Here is a 17,316-nt window from a genome sequence, read left to right as displayed (position 1 = left end):
TGTCTTAACCTACAACCAGGTTAAGCAGTTTGCCAGGGACGTAGATTACTTTACGCACAGTAACCCCATCCAGGTATTTAGCCACCAGGTGCTCTTGACCAGCGCGTTCGCGAACTTGCTGTTCAGTGGCATCGGCAGGCACAGTAATTCTGCCACGCACTTTACCATTAACCTGTACGACTACTAATTTAGAGTCTTCGACCATCGCCTGTTCATCAGCAATTGGCCATGGTGCGGTATCGATATCACCTTCACCACCCAGAGCTTGCCACAAACTGAAGCAAACGTGCGGGGTGAATGGATAAAGCATACGTACCACTGCCAGTAATGCTTCTTGCAGCAGAGCACGATCTTGCTCAGTTTCCTGAGGTGCACGGCCCAGCTTGTTCATCAACTCCATCACCGCAGCGATGGCGGTGTTGAAGGTTTGACGGCGGCCCACGTCATCAGTGACTTTGGCAATCGTTTTGTGCAGATCACGACGCAGTGATTTTTGCTCTTCCGTCAGGCTGGCAATATCCAGCGGCGCAGTTGCACCTTTGGCAGTGCTTTCAAACACCAGACGCCAGACACGTTTTAAGAAGCGGTTAGCCCCTTCAACGCCAGACTCCTGCCATTCCAACGTCATTTCTGCCGGCGATGCAAACATCATAAACAGGCGCACAGTATCGGCACCGTATTTTTCTACCATAACTTGCGGGTCGATACCGTTGTTTTTCGATTTCGACATTTTGCTCATACCGGCATACACCAGTTCATGGCCTTGCGCGTCGGTCGCTTTAACAATCCGCCCTTTCTCATCACGCTCGACAATAGCATCAGCCGGTGAAACCCAGATACGTTCACCGCTGGTACCGGTGTAGTAGAAGGCGTCAGCCAATACCATGCCTTGGCACAACAGACGTTTGGCTGGTTCGTCGGAGTTCACCAGACCGGCATCACGCAGTAGTTTGTGGAAGAAACGGAAATACATCAGGTGCATGATGGCGTGTTCAATACCGCCTACATACTGATCAACCGGCAGCCAGTAGTTGGCGGCGGCAGGGTCCAGCATGCCCTCGTCAAATTGTGGGCAGGTGTAGCGTGCGTAATACCAAGATGATTCCATAAAGGTATCGAAAGTATCAGTTTCACGCAGGCCCGGCATCCCGTTAACGGTAGTTTTCGCCCACTCAGGATTAGCCTTGATCGGGCTGGTAATACCGTCCATTACAACATCTTCTGGCAGGATAACCGGCAGTTGGTCTTCTGGTGTTGGCACGACGGTGCCATCTTCCAATGTCACCATTGGGATAGGCGCACCCCAATAACGCTGACGTGATACACCCCAATCGCGCAGGCGATAATTCACTTTACGCTGGCCAACACCGAGAGCCACCAGTTTGTCAGCAATGGCATTAAAGCCCGCTTCATAATCCAGACCATCGAACTCGCCGGAGTTGAACAGGGTGCCTTTTTCGGTCATGGCTTCCTGACTCAAATCAGGCTCGCTACCGTCAGCGGCTAAAATAACTGGCTTGATTGGCAGGTGGTATTTGGTGGCAAATTCCCAGTCACGGGCATCGTGGCCTGGAACCGCCATTACCGCGCCGGTACCGTAATCCATCAAGACAAAGTTAGCGGCCCAGATAGCCAGCTTCTCACCTGTCAGTGGATGGATGGCGTATAGGCCGGTCGCCATGCCTTTTTTCTCCATCGTTGCCATTTCAGCTTCGGCAACTTTGGTATTGCGACATTCAGCCACAAAATCAGCTAGCGCCGGGTTGGTGGCAGCTGCTTGCAGTGACAATGGGTGACCGGCAGCAACCGCCACATAGGTCACACCCATAAAGGTGTCTGGGCGGGTGGTATAAACTGACAGTTTTTCTTCGCTATCTTGCACGTCGAAAACGATATCAACCCCTTCGGAGCGGCCAATCCAGTTGCGTTGCATGGTTTTCACCTGCTCTGGCCAGCTTTCCAGCGTGTCGAGATCATTAAGCAACTGATCAGCGTAATCGGTGATTTTAATAAACCACTGCGGGATCTCTTTGCGTTCAACTTTGGTATCACAACGCCAACAGCAGCCGTCGATTACCTGTTCGTTGGCTAACACGGTCATATCTTGTGGACACCAGTTAACCGCAGAGGTCTTTTTGTAGACCATACCTTTTTCATACAACTTGGTGAAGAACCACTGTTCCCAACGGTAATAGTCAGGTTTACAGGTGGCAATCTCGCGATCCCAGTCGTAACCGAAGCCCAGTAGTTTCAACTGGTTCTTCATATATTCGATGTTGTCGTAAGTCCATGGGGCCGGTGCGGTGTTATTTTTAACTGCTGCACCTTCTGCCGGCAGGCCAAACGCATCCCAGCCAATCGGCTGTAGGACGTTCTTGCCCAGCATACGTTGGTAGCGTGAGATAACATCACCAATGGTGTAGTTACGAACGTGCCCCATATGTAGGCGTCCTGAAGGGTATGGCAGCATAGATAGGCAGTAATATTTTTCTTTGCTGGTATCTTCAGTGACTTTAAATGTTTGCTTCTCTTGCCAGTGAAGCTGTACTTGCGTTTCGATATCTTCTGGGCGGTATTGCTCTTGCATGGCGGCCAGTGGTCCTATAGTGAAAAACAGCTACGCCTGTAGCATCATCTGTTTCATATCATAAAGAGAGATCCGCATAGCATAGCTGATAAGCGGCAGGCGCAACAACACTCAGCATCCCGCAGAACGGTTTTTCTGCGCGGTGAATGGCAGAAATCATCAAAGTGGGGGAGTAACAACCTTATGATGACGTGACTTCAGTCATTTACGGCTAAAATAATAAACGTTAGCTTTAATATCAGAGTAAGTACCAGCAGACAACAGCAGCGGGGCAACCATAAGCAGGCGAGAGATTGGCTCTATCACTATTTTCTTTGTAACAACCTTTGCTGTACCACAATCGCGGATCGAGGAGACAGTATGAACAAGGTAGCTCAATATTATCGTGAGTTGGTGGCATCACTGACAGAACGCTTGAAAAATGGTGAACGTGATATCGATAAGCTGGTGGAAAGCGCCGAGCAGCGGTTAGACGCAGTAGAAGAGTTGAGCCGGAGTGAGGTTGAGCAAATCATTCAGGCGGTGCGCCGCGATCTGGAGGAGTTTGCCCGTAGTTATGAAGAGAGTAAGGACGAATTCACTGATAGTGTATTTATGCGGGTGATTAAAGAGAGCCTGTGGCAGGAGCTGGCGGATATCACTGATAAAACACAGCTAGAGTGGCGTGAAGTGTTTAAAGATGTCAGCCACCATGGGGTGTATCACAGTGGTGAGGTGGTTGGATTAGGGAATCTGGTGTGTGAAAAGTGCCACCATCGCCTGGCTTTCTATACCCCTGAAGTGTTGCCGCTCTGCCCTAAGTGTGGGCATGACCAATTTAACCGCCGGCCATTCCAGCCCTAACATTAATTTGGGCTAAAAAGAGACACTCCGCAGTGGCGGAGTGTCATTCGATTATTCGCTGTAGCGGGCAACCCGTTCAACCAGCAAATCAATAAATCCTTTCCTGTCGATACCCATCAACACTTCTGCATTAGGCACATTATCTGTGAGCTGGTAATAATCGACCACCGTCATGCCTTGGGTGTATTCACCACGCGTTTCGATGCCGACCCAGCGTTCAATGCTAGTGAATAACTCGGGGGCCAATAACCAGGCAATGGTGCAAGGGTCATGTAGCGGGGCACCTTGAAAACCCCAGCGTTCCTGGCGGTGATACAGCATGAAGAAGTCCAGTAAGCCTGCTACCACGTCGGCGACCGGATTATTCAACTGACGAATGCGATCGATATCTTCATCCATTACTTGCGCCTGATGGGTCACATCCAACCCGGCCATAGTAAGCGGAATACCTGATTTAAATACCTGATCAGCGGCCTCAGGGTCGACAAAAATATTAAATTCAGCAGCGGCGGTCCAGTTTCCTAGCATCACGGCCCCCCCCATGATGACTATACGCTCTATTTTGGCCGTCAGAGCGCCATGACCGGCCAGCAGCAAGGCAATGTTAGTCAATGGGCCTGTAGCCACAAGGGTCACCGGATGAGGGCTGGCACGCAATATTCTCGCCATTAGCTCCACCGCATTGTCAGTTTGCGGGGCAAAATCTGGATCCGGTAATGAGGGGCCATCTAACCCGCTTTCACCGTGAACATTGTCGGCAATAATCAATTCGCGCAGTAATGGTTTGAGTGCGCCGCCTGCCACCGGGATATCCTGACGCTTGAGCAGTGTCAGAATGCGCAGGGCATTACGCAAAGTTTTGTCGGGAGTTTGGTTACCGGCACAAGTGGTAACCGCTGCTACGTTGAGTTCGGGGGAGGCCAACGCCAGAATCAATGCAATAGCATCGTCATGGCCGGGGTCGCAATCAATGATAATAGAGCGGGGCATCACTTTTCCTCTTGTTAGTCACAGTGTTAACCAGAGGATGCGCACAAAAAAACGGATAAGCAATCACGCAGGGCGTAAAAAGAGAACAGGCGCAAATTCCTCCCCTACAGATGCAGGGGAGGCAATATGATTAATGCAGGATTTTTGCCAGGAAATCTTTGGCGCGATCTGATTTAGGATTATTAAAGAAATCATCTTTGTTGCTGTCTTCGACGATTTTCCCTTCATCCATAAAAATAACGCGGTTAGCCACTTTGCGGGCGAAGCCCATTTCGTGGGTAACTACCATCATGGTCATCCCTTCCAATGCCAGTTTGACCATCACATCCAACACTTCGTTGATCATTTCCGGGTCAAGTGCGGAGGTGGGTTCATCAAACAGCATGGCAATGGGGTCCATGCAGAGTGCGCGGGCAATTGCCACGCGCTGCTGCTGGCCACCCGATAACTGAGAAGGAAATTTATCTGCATGGGTAGAAAGGCCCACGCGATCTAACAGTTTCAACCCCTTTTCACGTGCTTCTGCTTTATCACGTTTGAGTACTTTGATTTGCGCCAGCGTCAGATTTTCAATGATAGACAGGTGTGGGAACAGCTCGAAATGTTGGAACACCATGCCCACTTTGGAACGCAGTTGGGCCAGATTAGTGCCTTTATCATTCACACCAATACCATTAACTGTAATGCTGCCTTTTTGAATAGGTTCCAGCCCATTAACAGTTTTGATTAAGGTTGATTTGCCTGAGCCTGAAGGACCACAGACCACCACAACCTCACCTTTTTTAACTTCGGTGGTGCAGTCAGCCAGCACCTGAAAGTGGCCGTACCACTTAGAAACATTTTTCAGGGAAATCATCAAACAGTCCTTTTCTTCAAATAGTTAACCAGCATCGACGCGGCAATACTGATAACGAAATAAACCAAACCGGCAAACAGCACCATTTCGACCTGAGTACCGTCCCGTTCGCCAATGGTGGTGGCGGTGCGGAAGAAATCGGCCAGGCTAAGGACATACACCAGTGAAGTATCCTGAAATAACACTATCCCCTGAGTTAACAGCAGCGGCACCATTGCGCGGAAAGCCTGGGGCAGGATAACCAGCCGCATTGACTGCCCATGGGTCATGCCCAATGCCAGCGCAGCAGAGGATTGCCCACGGGAAATACTCATGATCCCGGCGCGGATAATTTCTGAGTAATAGGCCGCTTCAAACAGCGAAAAGGCTACCATGGCTGAGATTAACCGAATATCAGTTTTTGGTGATAAGCCCAGCACATTTTGTAATAAGCTCGGGACAACCAAATAAAACCACAGCAGCACCATCACCAACGGAATAGAGCGGAACACGTTGACATAGGCAGTTGCAAACCAACTGATGGCTTTAATCGGCGACAAGCGCATGACTGCCAGAACCGTCCCCCAGATAATGCCAAATACGATAGCGGTAATGGTTATCTTGGCGGTGACCACTAACCCTTGCAGCAGATAGGGCATGCTGGGGGCGATAGAACTCCAATCAAATTCGTACATTATTTACTCCCCAGATTGCCGGGTAACTGCACTTTCTTTTCAACTAATCGCATCAACAGCATGATCACGGCGTTGATCAGTACATAACCAAGAGTGATGGCGGTGAAGGACTCATAGGCGTGAGCTGAATAATCCAGCAATTTACCGGCTTGAGCGGCCATATCGACCAATCCGATTGTTGAAGCAATGGCGGAGTTTTTTACCAGGTTGAGCATTTCTGAGGTCATCGGGGGAATGATCACCCGATAAGCATTGGGCAGTAACACATAGCGATAGGTTTGTGGCAGGGTCAACCCCATAGCCAAACCCGCTGCTTTCTGGCCTCGAGGCAGTGACTGAATCCCGGCACGGACTTGTTCACAAACACGTGCTGCGGTAAATAAGCCAAGGCAAAGCATCGATGAAAGAAAGAACTGTATGTTCGGGTCAAGTTCACTTTTAAACCACATGCCAATATCAACTGGCAACAGTTCAGGTACCACCAGATACCAGGTAAAGAATTGCACAATCAAGGGTACGTTACGAAACAGCTCAACGTAGCAGGTCCCAATCCCTGACAGGATTCGATTGGGCACGGTTCTTAAAATACCAAACAGTGAACCGACAAAGAACGCGATCACCCAGGCGCACAGTGACAAAGCGACGGTGACTTGAAAGCCGGACCAGATCCAGCCGAGGTAGGTGGTATTGCCGAAGGGGGCAGGTTGCAAGAAGATGCCCCAGTTCCAGTCTATTGACATAACAAACTCCCTTAAAAGGATGGATAAGCCACCCTGATGACTGATGATTTAATGCGTAGCGACCTTGAGGACTCACAAAAAAATGCGGAGTGGGGAACGGCCACCCCGCATCCTGTCTTTACCCTGCATCTTTCAAATTGCAGATGTGTTGGCTGCCCTCGTTCACCTGAATCACTTATTTGTATAAGCTCATCAGGATTATGAACCTCATCAGAGGCTCACCCTACGGGCCAGCGCAAGCGCTGTTCAAAATGGTTTACAACCAATTTGTCTCTTGCTTGCCGTCTTCCTGCACTCTGAAATCTATTGGGTATCTCCTATCGGCCCATCATCAATCGAATCGGGCAGGTAACCACCCGCCCTGATTTATTATTGTTAGTTCAATGCTTTATCGTTAGGTGCTTTGAACAGCGCCTTCATTTCATCAGACAGTGAGAAATTCAGGTTAAGATTTTTAGGTGGAATTGGGTTTTTGAACCAGCGATCGAATGATTTTTCAGCTACACCAGAAGTTTGTGCACTGGCAATGGTTTCATCCAATAAGGCTTTAAAGGCCGGATCATTTTTGCGCAACATACAGCCGTAAGCTTCCTGAGACTGCGGAGTACCGACGATATCCCATTGGTCTGGTTTCTTGGCTTTGGCTCGCTCACCGGCTAGCAGAGCATCATCCATCATAAAGGCCACTGCGCGGCCACTTTCCAAGGTGCGGAAAGAGTCACCGTGGTCTTTGGCGCTGATGATGCGCATATCCATTTTGTCTTTTTCATTTAGCTTATTCAGCAGGACTTCAGATGTCGTACCTGAAGTTACAACCACTGCTTTACCGGCCAAATCTTTGAAATCTTTAACTTCAGACCCTTTTTTGGTCAGTAAACGGGTACCGACGACAAAAATGGTATTACTGAACGCCGCTTGTTGCTGACGCTCCAGATTATTGGTGGTGGAACCACACTCAAAGTCAAAGGTGCCGTTTTGCAGTAGTGGAATACGATTCTGTGAGGTGATTGGGATCAGTTTGACCTGTAAGTCTGGAGCATTAAGTTTTTTCTTAACTGCATCAATGATCAGATTAGAATAATCTTGTGCGTAACCAACAACTTTCTGCTGATTATCGTAATAAGAGAAGGGAACGGAAGATTCACGGTGACCCACTACGATAACGCCGCTGTCTTTAATCTTTTTCAGAGTATCAGCCTGGGCTTCAGCTTTCGCTGCGGGTTGTGCTGCCGCTTCTTCTGCTTGGGCTACGCCACTTGCCATCCCAGCTAACAGTAGCGCTAACGCCAATTTACGCATATGCATGGTCCAACTCCTTTGCTGTTGTTTTATTACTTGATGTTGTGATGCTAAAAATACGTTGTTGCTAAATCTCGTCAGGCGAGAAATCGTTTTGTTTCGTTTCAGCGGTACAACCACCGATGTTTTGTTGGCCAGTACGTGGTTTTCGCTGTTACTTGTATCAGATTATCTTTAAAAAATAGCCAAATGTTATGCGAATGATGAATAAATGTTTGTTTTTTGGGACGCAAATCGCACCAAATAGAGGCAATAAAACAGCAATGCACTTCTATGGTGCGGGCTATGCCCTATAAACGAGCGTGTAAATAATCCTGATCCCGCATTTGAAACGCTGTGTTCCCTACTTGTTGCGGTAATCCCCGACAACGGCTAAAAGATTGGCGGGCATTGGCAGAGAGTTAACACATAATGGTTAGAAACAATGCAAGGTCTGTGCCAGTCGCGGCGAAGAGATGAGGATAATAGTTCTACAATTGAGAGCTATAGAATACCCACGGGGAGTTGTGGGTATTAATCAGCCGCCAAACAGCGGCTTTACTGCCAGTTAGCCTAATTGCTGGTTGTTGATAGCCACATGGGCCTTAAACACATCCAATGCTGTCGGAATGGTCTCTTTTGCGGCGTGTTTTTCTGGGCTCCACAGCTTGGCAAAGGTAATCGCGCGGCCACAATGAATAAACACTTCATCTACCTCGATCACTAACACACTGCGGGCGGGGTGGCCATTTTGGCTAAAGCGCTCACACAGTTCAGGATCGACCGAAATCTTAGCCCGGCCATTCACCCGAAAACCTTCGTCCCAGTTGGGGATCAGGAACAAGATACCGATAGCGGGGTTATGCAGCAGGTTGCGGATACCATCCAGGCGGTTGTTCCCCGGGCGGTCTGGTAGCATCAGGGTTTTACTGTCCTGTACATGGATAAAACCCGGTTCCCCACCTTTGGGTGAGCAGTCGATACCATTGGCGCCGAGGGTACCCAGTACGGCGAAGGGGGCTGCCGCGATGAGTTTTTTAGCATAATCATCAATGTGATCTATCTGTTTCTTCAACACGGTTTCAAAGGGGGCGGCGTAGTGCTCGCTGAGTTGTGCTTCGCTGGTGAGGATAAATTCATGCTTCAGTGACATAAGGCTCTCAAGATTAACGGGCATGCAGATAACATGCCCACATATTATGTTATTTGTTATCAGAACGACTACGGATCGCGCGGTACAGCGTGAGGGCACCAAGCACCAGCGTGATAATCCACATCGGCCATGAACCCAAACGGGCATAGGGGGTGACGCCCGTTGTTGGTGTAACTTTGGCCTCTAACACCTGTTGGGTAAATTGCGGGATCTGGGCGAGCACTTCACCGCTCGGGCCAACCACCGCAGTGATACCGTTATTGGTACTGCGCAGCAGAGGGCGACCCAATTCAAGCGCGCGCATCCGTGCCATCTGGAAATGTTGCCATGGTCCAATTGAGTGGCCGAACCAGGCATCATTCGAGACGGTCAGCAGGAAATTGGTATCAGGATTGAAATTATCCCGTACCTGCTGGCCTAACACGATTTCATAACAAATAGCCGCAGTCAGGTTATATCCTGCCACCTTGAGCGATGGTTGCACATAACTGCCACGGCTGAACGTTGACATCGGTAGGTCAAACAGCGGTGCCAGCGGACGCAGTAAGGATTCTAGCGGCACAAATTCACCAAATGGGACCAGATGGTGTTTGCTGTAACGGTTTCGGCTCGGATATTGATACGGTTCTTTATCGCCTAAGACGATGACGCTATTAAAGAAATGATACCCCTGACCTTCAGGCCGACGCTGGGCATCGACAATCCCCGTGATCAAGCTGCTATGATTGGCTCGCATCAGATCATCAACCATTGTCAGGAAGCCGGTTTGATCGGTTTCAATATCAGGAATGGCAGATTCCGGCCAGATGATGATCGGCGCTTTGCCCATAAACGGGCGAGTTTCATCCAGATAGACTTGCAGGGTCGAAAGCAGGACTTTAGGGTCCCACTTCATGGACTGAGCAATGTTACCTTGCACCATGGCGATATTGACAGCGCGTTCCGGCTCTGGCGTGAACCAATGCACTTGGCGCAGTGGCCATGGTAACAATAACAGTGCCATCGCCACTATTGCCGCAGTCACCCGGCGCTGATAGCAGGCGTAGACCAGTAATCCACTGATTGCCATCAGTACAAAGGTGATGCCATCAACCCCGAGTATTGGGGCAATCCCACGCAGCGGGCCATTAATCTGGCTGTAGCCAAATTGCAGCCACGGGAAGCCGGTCAACACCCAGCCGCGCAAGAATTCCGTCAGTTGCCATACAACCGGGGCGGCAATCGCTAGCCGCCACCATGTCGCTTTTGGGCTGAGACGCGCTAACACACCGGCAAATAGCAGGGTGTAGAGCGATAGGTAGGCCGCCAGTAGTACCACCAGGAAAATATTGATTGCCGTTGGCATTCCGCCGAACTCGGAAATACTGACATAGACCCAGTTAATACCGCTACCGAATAGCCCCATTCCCCAACAAAAGCCAATAAAGGCGGACTGCCGGGTATTACGGTTCAGGGTTAGGCTGAGTAAGCCAAACAGTGAAACAATGGCTGCGGGCCAGTAATCAAACGGTGAATAGGCCAGCGTACCGCAGGCACCAAAAAATAGCGCCAGTAGGGCGCGAACCCACTGGCGTTGAAGATATGAAGCAATAGGCATCAAGGATTTATTCTTCCAGTTTGGGTTGCGGAGCATCATCCGGGATTTTTACATGAACCTGAATGATACGTCGGCTATCCGCCATGGCAACTTTAAATAAGTAACCTTCAATTTCAATGGTTTCACCCCGGGCAGGTAAATGGCCAAATGCCTGCATTACCAAGCCACCAATGGTGTCAACCTCATCGTCGCTGAAATGGGTATTGAACACTTCATTGAAATCTTCAATTTGCGTCAGCGCACGAATGGTATAGGTATGCTTGCTGAGTTGACGCACATCTCTGTCTTCTTCATCGTCATACTCATCTTCTATTTCGCCAACGATCAGCTCAAGAATATCTTCAATGGTCACCAGCCCTGACACGCCACCAAACTCATCAATGACAATAGCCATATGGTAGCGCTGGGAACGGAACTCCTTCAGCATCCGATCGACACGCTTACTTTCTGGCACTACAACCGCCGTCCGTAACACTTTATCAATACTGAATGGCTCGGAGTCGGTGCGCATAAACGGCAACAAATCCTTGGCCATCAGGATACCTTCGATGTGATCTTTATCTTCGCTAATCACCGGAAAGCGGGAGTGAGCAGATTCAATAATCACATCCAAACACTCATCCAGCGTTTGGTTACGCTTTAATGTGACCATTTGAGAACGGGGGATCATGATGTCCCGCACGCGCTGCTCGGCAATATCCATCACGCCTTCCAGCATGTCACGGGTATCGGGATCGATCAGATCGTTTTGTTCAGAATCACGGATAAGCTCTACCAAATCACCACGGTTTTTAGGTTCACCGTGAAATAACTGGTTAAGGATAAGAGTAAAGAACCCTTTCTTGGGACTGGGGCTATCGTTGTTTTGTGAGTGGTCGTCGCTCATGGCGTTTTAGTTAAGTTTACTCATGTTATACCCTTGTATCTGATGCCGTAGGGGCTAGCGAGGTTTGCTTGCCGCCTACCTGCAATTCCAATGACGTTGGGTAAAGATTATATTTTATCGGTAGCAGTAGACTCACACCGCCGACAGTTTTCCCCGACTAACAGGGCATTATAACACCCGATATGATGGGTTTATTCGGGGTCTTTCTCCGAAATATACGGATCTGGATAACCCAGACTTTGCATAATTTCAGTTTCGATTGACTCCATTTCTTCTGCTTCATCGTCCACGATGTGGTCATACCCTAGCAGATGGAGACTGCCGTGAACAACCATATGCGCCCAATGAGCTAATAGTGCTTTTTCTTGCTCGATAGCTTCTTGTTCAACCACCTGACGGCAAATGATTAAATCACCCAATAGTGGCAGTTCAATTTCAGGTGGGGCCTCAAAAGGAAAAGACAAGACATTGGTCGGTTTATCTTTACCGCGATAGGTTAGATTCAGCTCATGGCTTTCAGCTTCATCAACCAACCGAATGGTCACTTCTGCTACGTCTTGAAACTGCGGTAATACCGCCTCCAACCAACGCTGAAAGTCAGCTTCGGCAGGTAAACCCTGGCTATCGGCGCAGGCAATTTGTAAATCGAGTATAACTTGGCTCACGGAGCCTCCTGCTCAGACGGGGTATGGTTTTCCCGCTTACGTTGTTCGGCAATAGTCTCTTTGCGTTTTTGTTCCGCCGCTTCCCAGGCCTCATAGGCAATAACCACACGGGCCACCACGGGGTGACGCACCACATCTTCGCTATGGAAGAAGTTAAAGCTCAGCTCTTCTACCTCAGACAGCACTTCAATGGCATGACTTAAGCCAGATTTTTGGTGGCGCGGTAAGTCGGTTTGCGTCACATCACCGGTAATAACTGCCTTGGAGTTAAAGCCCATACGGGTGAGAAACATCTTCATCTGTTCGATGGTGGTGTTCTGGCTCTCATCCAGAATGATAAAGGCATCATTGAGTGTCCGGCCCCGCATATATGCCAGCGGAGCCACTTCAATCACGTTACGTTCGATCAATTTTTCAACGCGCTCAAAGCCAAGCATTTCAAACAGTGCATCATAAAGTGGGCGCAGGTATGGATCGACTTTCTGACTCAGGTCCCCGGGCAGGAAACCCAATTTTTCGCCTGCTTCAACGGCCGGGCGGGTCAGTAAGATACGGCGCACATTCTGGCGCTCCAGAGCATCAACTGCCGCGGCTACCGCCAGATAGGTTTTACCGGTCCCGGCAGGACCAATCCCAAAGGTAATATCGTGATCAAGAATATTGGCGATGTATTGCGCCTGATTGGGGGTACGCGGTTTAACCATGCCGCGCTTGGTACGGATATTCACGGCTTTTCCGTAATCGGGTACGCTCTGTGCCGTTTGCTCCAATACATGACTCTCTTTCACCGCAAGGTGGATATCTTCTGGGGATATCTCTGGGGTAACACCCCGAATGGGGGCGGTGTCAACATACAGATGGCGCAGGATATCTGCCGCTGCAACAACGCAGATATTCTTACCGACTAACTTGAAACGGTTGTCTCGGCGATTAATTTCAATACCTAACCGGCGCTCCAACTGCTTGATGTTGTCATCAAAAGGGCCGCACAGACTCAACAAACGCTGATTGTCGGTGGGCTCTAGCAAGATTTCTTGTGTCACTACGTGCAAACTATTTCTCTGAGTCACTGTGTTCCTCTGGATATATCATTCACGGATATTATTTGTCTGATACCCGATTATACCTTTCGTATTGGAAATGGCCTTGGGCATATAACGTCAATCATACATGTCATTTAAGAATTATTCATGGTGCATGGTGCTGACGCAAGTTTACTTATCAATCCGTGCTTTCACGCTCTATTCAAGTAGCGACCCTCTGGAGGTGCAACTTAAACAGTCCGAATCTGCGCAGCAGCCCACTAGAATAAAACAGGCACTGACAATGCAGCGCCTGCTAATGCGAGTCAACTCGAACAACTATGGTCAGGGTTGATACTGCCCCACGCCAATTTCATTTTCTTTTCGGGTCCGCGCAATGACCGATTGTGGCGATTCATGAACCCGTAGCGCCACCTGGTCTTCGGTGCGCTGCAAAATACCGCGCAGTGAACTGGCATAAACGTCTACAATTTCGACATCAACGAATTTGCCAATCATCTCTGGTGTACCTTCAAAATTCACCACCCGGTTATTTTCGGTACGCCCGGCCAGCTCCATCGCACTTTTGCGGGAGGGGCCTTCTACCAGAATACGTTGCACACTACCAACCATCTCGCGGCTGATTTCCATGGCCTGCTGAGTGATACGCTGTTGCAAAATATGCAGTCGCTGTTTTTTCTCCTCTTCACTGACATCGTCTGGTAGCTCTGCCGCGGGTGTGCCAGGGCGTGGAGAGTAAATAAAGCTGTAACTGGTATCGAAATGAATCTCCGCGACCAGCTTGATGGTTTGTGCAAAATCCTGCTGAGTTTCACCAGGGAAACCGATAATAAAATCGGAACTTATCTGGATATCTGGCCGCGCCTGCCGCAGTTTGCGGATGATAGCTTTGTACTCCAGTGCGGTGTGGGCGCGTTTCATCATGGTTAAAATTCGGTCGGAACCACTTTGCACTGGCAGATGCAGAAAACTCACCAGTTCTGGCGTATCGCGATAAACATCGATGATATCGTCGGTAAACTCAATCGGATGGCTGGTGGTAAAGCGAATGCGATCGATACCGTCAATGGCGGCAACCAGCCGCAATAACTCGGCAAAACTACAGATATCGCCGTCATAGGTGGCACCGCGATAAGCATTGACATTCTGGCCGAGCAGATTCACTTCCCGCACCCCTTGGGACGCTAACTGTGCAATTTCAAACAGAATATCGTCACTTGGGCGGCTGATCTCTTCGCCACGAGTGTAAGGCACCACGCAGAAGGTACAATATTTATTGCATCCTTCCATGATAGAAACGAACGCGGTCGGGCCTTCAGCACGCGGCTCTGGCAGCCGATCAAACTTTTCAATCTCAGGGAAGCTGATATCTACCACCGGACTGTGGGTGCCTTGGACGTGGTTAATCATTTCTGGCAGGCGATGCAGGGTTTGCGGCCCGAAAATGACATCAACACAGGGCGCGCGTTGGCGCAGATGTTCGCCTTCCTGTGATGCTACACATCCACCGACACCAATAATCAGATTGGGATTCTTTTCTTTCAGGAGCTTCCAATGGCCCAGCAGGCTGAATACTTTTTCTTGTGCTTTTTCGCGAATTGAACAGGTATTCAGTAGCAGTAAATCGGCTTCTTCCGGGATCTCAGTCAACTGGTAGCCATGGGTGCTGGCCAGCAAATCTGCCATTTTAGATGAATCATATTCATTCATCTGGCAGCCCCAGGTTTTAATATGCAGTTTTTTCGTCATGGCTTATCTACCATCAAAAATTCATCATAAATGTCACATCGCGCGGTGCGGTGATCCATGTGTTCGCCAGGCGCAAAGGCTCATTAGTTGCGGGGTATTGTAGTCATTTGCAGTTGCGATGACCACCGCAGTTCGGCTTAGTTATTCTGTGGGGTGATGAAAAATCCGGTACACTGAGGGCAGATAAAGTATGGATGTTATTTTAACTTTTAAAAAATGGCCAAAATGAATAAATCGCAACCAAATTATGATGTTGTGGTGGTGGGGGGCGGTATGGTCGGTGCTGCTGCCGCGCTTGGACTGGCACAAACAGGCTGGTCAGTCGCGTTACTTGAGCATGAAGCCCCAGCCCCATTTGAGGCTGACAGCGTGCCCGATTTACGAGTTTCCGCTATCGGCTGCACTTCGGTGTCGTTGCTGAAACAGCTCGGTGTCTGGCCGCAGGTACAGCAGATGCGTTATGCACCTTATCGTCGGTTGGAGACCTGGGAGCAGCCCGGTTCACAGGTGGTGTTTGATGCCGCCTCGCTCTCTTTGCCTGAGCTGGGGTTTATGGTTGAGAACCGGATTTTGCAGTTGGCATTATGGCAACAGATAGCGGAATGCCCCAATTTAACGTTGCTGTGCCCGTCACGGCTGCAAACTATGGTTAGAGTAGATGAGTGCTGGCAAATCACGTTAGACGCTCAGCAACAGATACAGGGCCGTTTAGTGATAGGTGCTGATGGTGCCAACTCTCTGGTACGACGGTTAGCTGGTATCGGCACCAATGGCTGGCAGTATCGCCAGTCTTGCATGTTAATTACGGTAGAGACGGATACAGCTCAGCAAGACACCACCTGGCAGCAGTTTTTCCCAACGGGGCCGCGTGCTTTCTTACCGCTATTTGGCCAGTGGGCATCATTGGTCTGGTACGACAGCCCGCAGCGTATTCGTCAGCTTCAGGCGCTGCCGATGGCACAGTTGAATCAGGAAATTGCCAAGGCTTTCCCATCACGTTTGGGGGCTGTTAAAGCGATTGCTGCTGGCTCTTTCCCGCTAGTGCGGCGCCATGCACAACGTTATGTACAGCCGGGATTGGTCTTACTCGGGGATGCAGCCCATACCATTAATCCACTGGCCGGGCAGGGGGTGAATCTGGGATATCGCGATGTTGATGCGCTGTTGGAGGTGCTAAATCAAGCGCGTGAACGGGCAGAACCGTGGCACAGCGAGCGGGTATTACTGCGTTATCAACGCCGCCGCCGCACTGATAATCTGATTATGCAAAGTGGTATGGATGTGTTTTACACCACATTCAGCAATGATCTGCCACCGGTGAAATTCGTACGGAATCTGGCGTTGATAGCCGCTCAGCGCGCGGGCAAATTGAAAGAACATGCGTTGAGGTATGCATTGGGGTTGTAGGGGATGTCTGTTTTTTTGAGTTCAATACTTAATATTTGGGACAGTTCGGAGCTGGTTTCGGTTGATATTCGATCTGTTCTTTTGGCGGGCGTTGTCGCCTCAAGCAACCATCAATCGAAACCTAATCCAACCTGGACTTGAGACATCGGACTCAAGTAAGAGGGAATATAGTGAAATCCCAGAATGCAAAAAGCCCGCCGAAGCGAGCTTTTCTAAATTTGGCTGGGGTACGAGGATTCGAACCTCGGAATGCTGGAATCAGAATCCAGTGCCTTACCGCTTGGCGATACCCCAAAAGATGGTGGCTACGACGGGAATCGAACCTGTGACCCCAGCATTATGAGTGCTGTGCTCTAACCAGCTGAGCTACGTAGCCATCTTTAAATCTTTAATCTTGAGAAGTTGTATGGCTGGGATACCAGGATTCGAACCTGGGAATGCCAGGATCAAAACCTGGTGCCTTACCGCTTGGCGATATCCCAACTGAAATACAATTCTTTTTTATATGACAACTCTCTTGCCTTACAGCTATCCATCCAAAAAAAAGATGGCTGGGATACCAGGATTCGAACCTGGGAATGCCAGGATCAAAACCTGGTGCCTTACCGCTTGGCGATATCCCATCCGCTGTGACAAACCGATGAACGAATAATGGTGCGGGAGGCGAGACTTGAACTCGCACACCTTGCGGCGCTAGAACCTAAATCTAGTGCGTCTACCAATTTCGCCACTCCCGCAAAAAGATGGTGGCTACGACGGGAATCGAACCTGTGACCCCAGCATTATGAGTGCTGTGCTCTAACCAGCTGAGCTACGTAGCCATCTTTTTCCGCATTACCTTCATCGGC

The 17,316-nt window shown here is 49.6% G+C and carries 14 protein-coding genes and 6 tRNA genes; 2 read left to right on the top strand and 18 right to left on the bottom strand.

Annotation, left to right across the window (positions count from 1 at the left end):
- Positions 1-4: 4 nt before the first annotated feature.
- The gene (gene leuS / locus V2A84_RS12660; protein WP_083159665.1) at positions 5-2,587 is read right to left on the bottom strand and encodes a leucine--tRNA ligase; all 2,583 of its coding nucleotides are present in this window, start codon (positions 2,585-2,587) and stop codon (positions 5-7) included.
- A 360-nt stretch (positions 2,588-2,947) separates the two neighbouring features.
- Between leuS and V2A84_RS12655 the strand changes: the two genes are divergently transcribed.
- Positions 2,948-3,430 (top strand): zinc ribbon-containing protein, encoded by a 483-nt coding sequence (locus V2A84_RS12655; protein ID WP_083159663.1) that lies wholly within the window; start codon positions 2,948-2,950, stop codon positions 3,428-3,430.
- Positions 3,431-3,481: 51 nt separating this feature from the next.
- Here V2A84_RS12655 and rihA read toward each other — a convergent pair whose 3' ends face one another.
- The 11 genes from rihA to miaB all read right to left on the bottom strand — a co-directional run bounded on the left by rihA (position 3,482) and on the right by miaB (position 15,061).
- A complete protein-coding gene (gene rihA, locus V2A84_RS12650; protein ID WP_442848882.1) occupies positions 3,482-4,420 on the bottom strand; it encodes a pyrimidine-specific ribonucleoside hydrolase RihA in 939 nt (312 codons plus the stop codon).
- A 130-nt stretch (positions 4,421-4,550) separates the two neighbouring features.
- Complete coding sequence (locus V2A84_RS12645; RefSeq protein ID WP_025377565.1) at positions 4,551-5,276, bottom strand: amino acid ABC transporter ATP-binding protein; 726 nt, start codon at positions 5,274-5,276, stop codon at positions 4,551-4,553.
- Positions 5,276-5,950, bottom strand: coding sequence for a glutamate/aspartate ABC transporter permease GltK (gene gltK / locus V2A84_RS12640; protein WP_032905734.1), 675 nt, complete (start codon positions 5,948-5,950; stop codon positions 5,276-5,278). The genes V2A84_RS12645 and gltK overlap by 1 nt, the downstream gene beginning before the upstream one ends.
- A complete protein-coding gene (locus V2A84_RS12635; protein ID WP_005182751.1) occupies positions 5,950-6,690 on the bottom strand; it encodes an amino acid ABC transporter permease in 741 nt (246 codons plus the stop codon). The genes gltK and V2A84_RS12635 overlap by 1 nt, the downstream gene beginning before the upstream one ends.
- Before the next feature lie 375 nt (positions 6,691-7,065).
- Entirely contained in the window at positions 7,066-7,995 is a 930-nt protein-coding gene (locus tag V2A84_RS12630; RefSeq protein ID WP_083159659.1) for an amino acid ABC transporter substrate-binding protein, read from the bottom strand.
- Positions 7,996-8,536: 541 nt separating this feature from the next.
- Positions 8,537-9,121: an MSMEG_1061 family FMN-dependent PPOX-type flavoprotein gene (locus tag V2A84_RS12625; RefSeq protein WP_083159657.1), complete on the bottom strand. Its 585-nt coding sequence runs from the start codon at positions 9,119-9,121 to the stop codon at positions 8,537-8,539.
- A 49-nt stretch (positions 9,122-9,170) separates the two neighbouring features.
- A complete protein-coding gene (gene lnt, locus V2A84_RS12620; RefSeq protein ID WP_083159655.1) occupies positions 9,171-10,718 on the bottom strand; it encodes an apolipoprotein N-acyltransferase in 1,548 nt (515 codons plus the stop codon).
- Positions 10,719-10,725: 7 nt separating this feature from the next.
- Positions 10,726-11,604 carry a CNNM family magnesium/cobalt transport protein CorC gene (gene corC, locus V2A84_RS12615; protein ID WP_083159653.1) on the bottom strand — a complete coding sequence of 293 codons (879 nt, stop codon included), beginning with the start codon at positions 11,602-11,604 and terminating at the stop codon, positions 10,726-10,728.
- 191 nt (positions 11,605-11,795) lie between these two features.
- The gene (gene ybeY / locus V2A84_RS12610; RefSeq protein WP_083159651.1) at positions 11,796-12,269 is read right to left on the bottom strand and encodes an rRNA maturation RNase YbeY; all 474 of its coding nucleotides are present in this window, start codon (positions 12,267-12,269) and stop codon (positions 11,796-11,798) included.
- Complete coding sequence (locus V2A84_RS12605; protein ID WP_193784699.1) at positions 12,266-13,339, bottom strand: PhoH family protein; 1,074 nt, start codon at positions 13,337-13,339, stop codon at positions 12,266-12,268. Before V2A84_RS12605 ends, ybeY begins: the two co-directional genes overlap by 4 nt.
- Before the next feature lie 297 nt (positions 13,340-13,636).
- A complete protein-coding gene (gene miaB, locus V2A84_RS12600; protein WP_442848881.1) occupies positions 13,637-15,061 on the bottom strand; it encodes a tRNA (N6-isopentenyl adenosine(37)-C2)-methylthiotransferase MiaB in 1,425 nt (474 codons plus the stop codon).
- Positions 15,062-15,286: 225 nt separating this feature from the next.
- On the opposite strand from miaB, the gene ubiF reads away from it, so the two are divergent.
- Complete coding sequence (ubiF, locus tag V2A84_RS12595; RefSeq protein ID WP_083163811.1) at positions 15,287-16,468, top strand: 3-demethoxyubiquinol 3-hydroxylase; 1,182 nt, start codon at positions 15,287-15,289, stop codon at positions 16,466-16,468.
- 219 nt (positions 16,469-16,687) lie between these two features.
- Here ubiF and V2A84_RS12590 read toward each other — a convergent pair.
- The 6 genes from V2A84_RS12590 to V2A84_RS12565 form a co-directional block, all read right to left on the bottom strand.
- Positions 16,688-16,762 (bottom strand) — tRNA-Gln (locus V2A84_RS12590).
- A gap of 5 nt (positions 16,763-16,767) precedes the next feature.
- Positions 16,768-16,844 (bottom strand) — tRNA-Met (locus V2A84_RS12585).
- Positions 16,845-16,875: 31 nt separating this feature from the next.
- A tRNA-Gln gene (locus V2A84_RS12580) sits at positions 16,876-16,950 on the bottom strand.
- Positions 16,951-17,016: 66 nt separating this feature from the next.
- Positions 17,017-17,091: transfer RNA gene (locus tag V2A84_RS12575), tRNA-Gln, on the bottom strand.
- Positions 17,092-17,120: 29 nt separating this feature from the next.
- Positions 17,121-17,205, bottom strand: a tRNA-Leu gene (locus V2A84_RS12570).
- A 7-nt stretch (positions 17,206-17,212) separates the two neighbouring features.
- Positions 17,213-17,289: transfer RNA gene (locus V2A84_RS12565), tRNA-Met, on the bottom strand.
- Positions 17,290-17,316: the final 27 nt, after the last annotated feature.

The sequence above is a fragment of the Yersinia sp. 2553 StPb PI genome (assembly GCF_052217105.1).
In the GTDB taxonomy this organism is placed as follows: Bacteria; Pseudomonadota; Gammaproteobacteria; order Enterobacterales; family Enterobacteriaceae; genus Yersinia; species Yersinia enterocolitica_E.
The sequence above is the reverse complement of the archived record's forward strand: the minus strand, read 5'-3'. Positions and strand labels throughout refer to the sequence as shown.

Bases quoted from the DNA above. Each gene is read 5' to 3' on its own strand.
- gltK (WP_032905734.1), bottom strand. From the start codon at position 5,950: ATGTACGAATTTGATTGGAGTTCTATCGCCCCCAGCATGCCCTATCTG.
- ubiF (WP_083163811.1), top strand. From the start codon at position 15,287: ATGAATAAATCGCAACCAAATTATGATGTTGTGGTGGTGGGGGGCGGT.
- rihA (WP_442848882.1), bottom strand. From the start codon at position 4,420: ATGCCCCGCTCTATTATCATTGATTGCGACCCCGGCCATGACGATGCT.
- V2A84_RS12655 (WP_083159663.1), top strand. From the start codon at position 2,948: ATGAACAAGGTAGCTCAATATTATCGTGAGTTGGTGGCATCACTGACA.
- miaB (WP_442848881.1), bottom strand. From the start codon at position 15,061: ATGACGAAAAAACTGCATATTAAAACCTGGGGCTGCCAGATGAATGAA.
- V2A84_RS12630 (WP_083159659.1), bottom strand. From the start codon at position 7,995: ATGCATATGCGTAAATTGGCGTTAGCGCTACTGTTAGCTGGGATGGCA.
- leuS (WP_083159665.1), bottom strand. From the start codon at position 2,587: ATGCAAGAGCAATACCGCCCAGAAGATATCGAAACGCAAGTACAGCTT.
- lnt (WP_083159655.1), bottom strand. From the start codon at position 10,718: ATGCCTATTGCTTCATATCTTCAACGCCAGTGGGTTCGCGCCCTACTG.
- V2A84_RS12635 (WP_005182751.1), bottom strand. From the start codon at position 6,690: ATGTCAATAGACTGGAACTGGGGCATCTTCTTGCAACCTGCCCCCTTC.
- V2A84_RS12625 (WP_083159657.1), bottom strand. From the start codon at position 9,121: ATGTCACTGAAGCATGAATTTATCCTCACCAGCGAAGCACAACTCAGC.
- corC (WP_083159653.1), bottom strand. From the start codon at position 11,604: ATGAGCGACGACCACTCACAAAACAACGATAGCCCCAGTCCCAAGAAA.
- V2A84_RS12645 (WP_025377565.1), bottom strand. From the start codon at position 5,276: ATGATTTCCCTGAAAAATGTTTCTAAGTGGTACGGCCACTTTCAGGTG.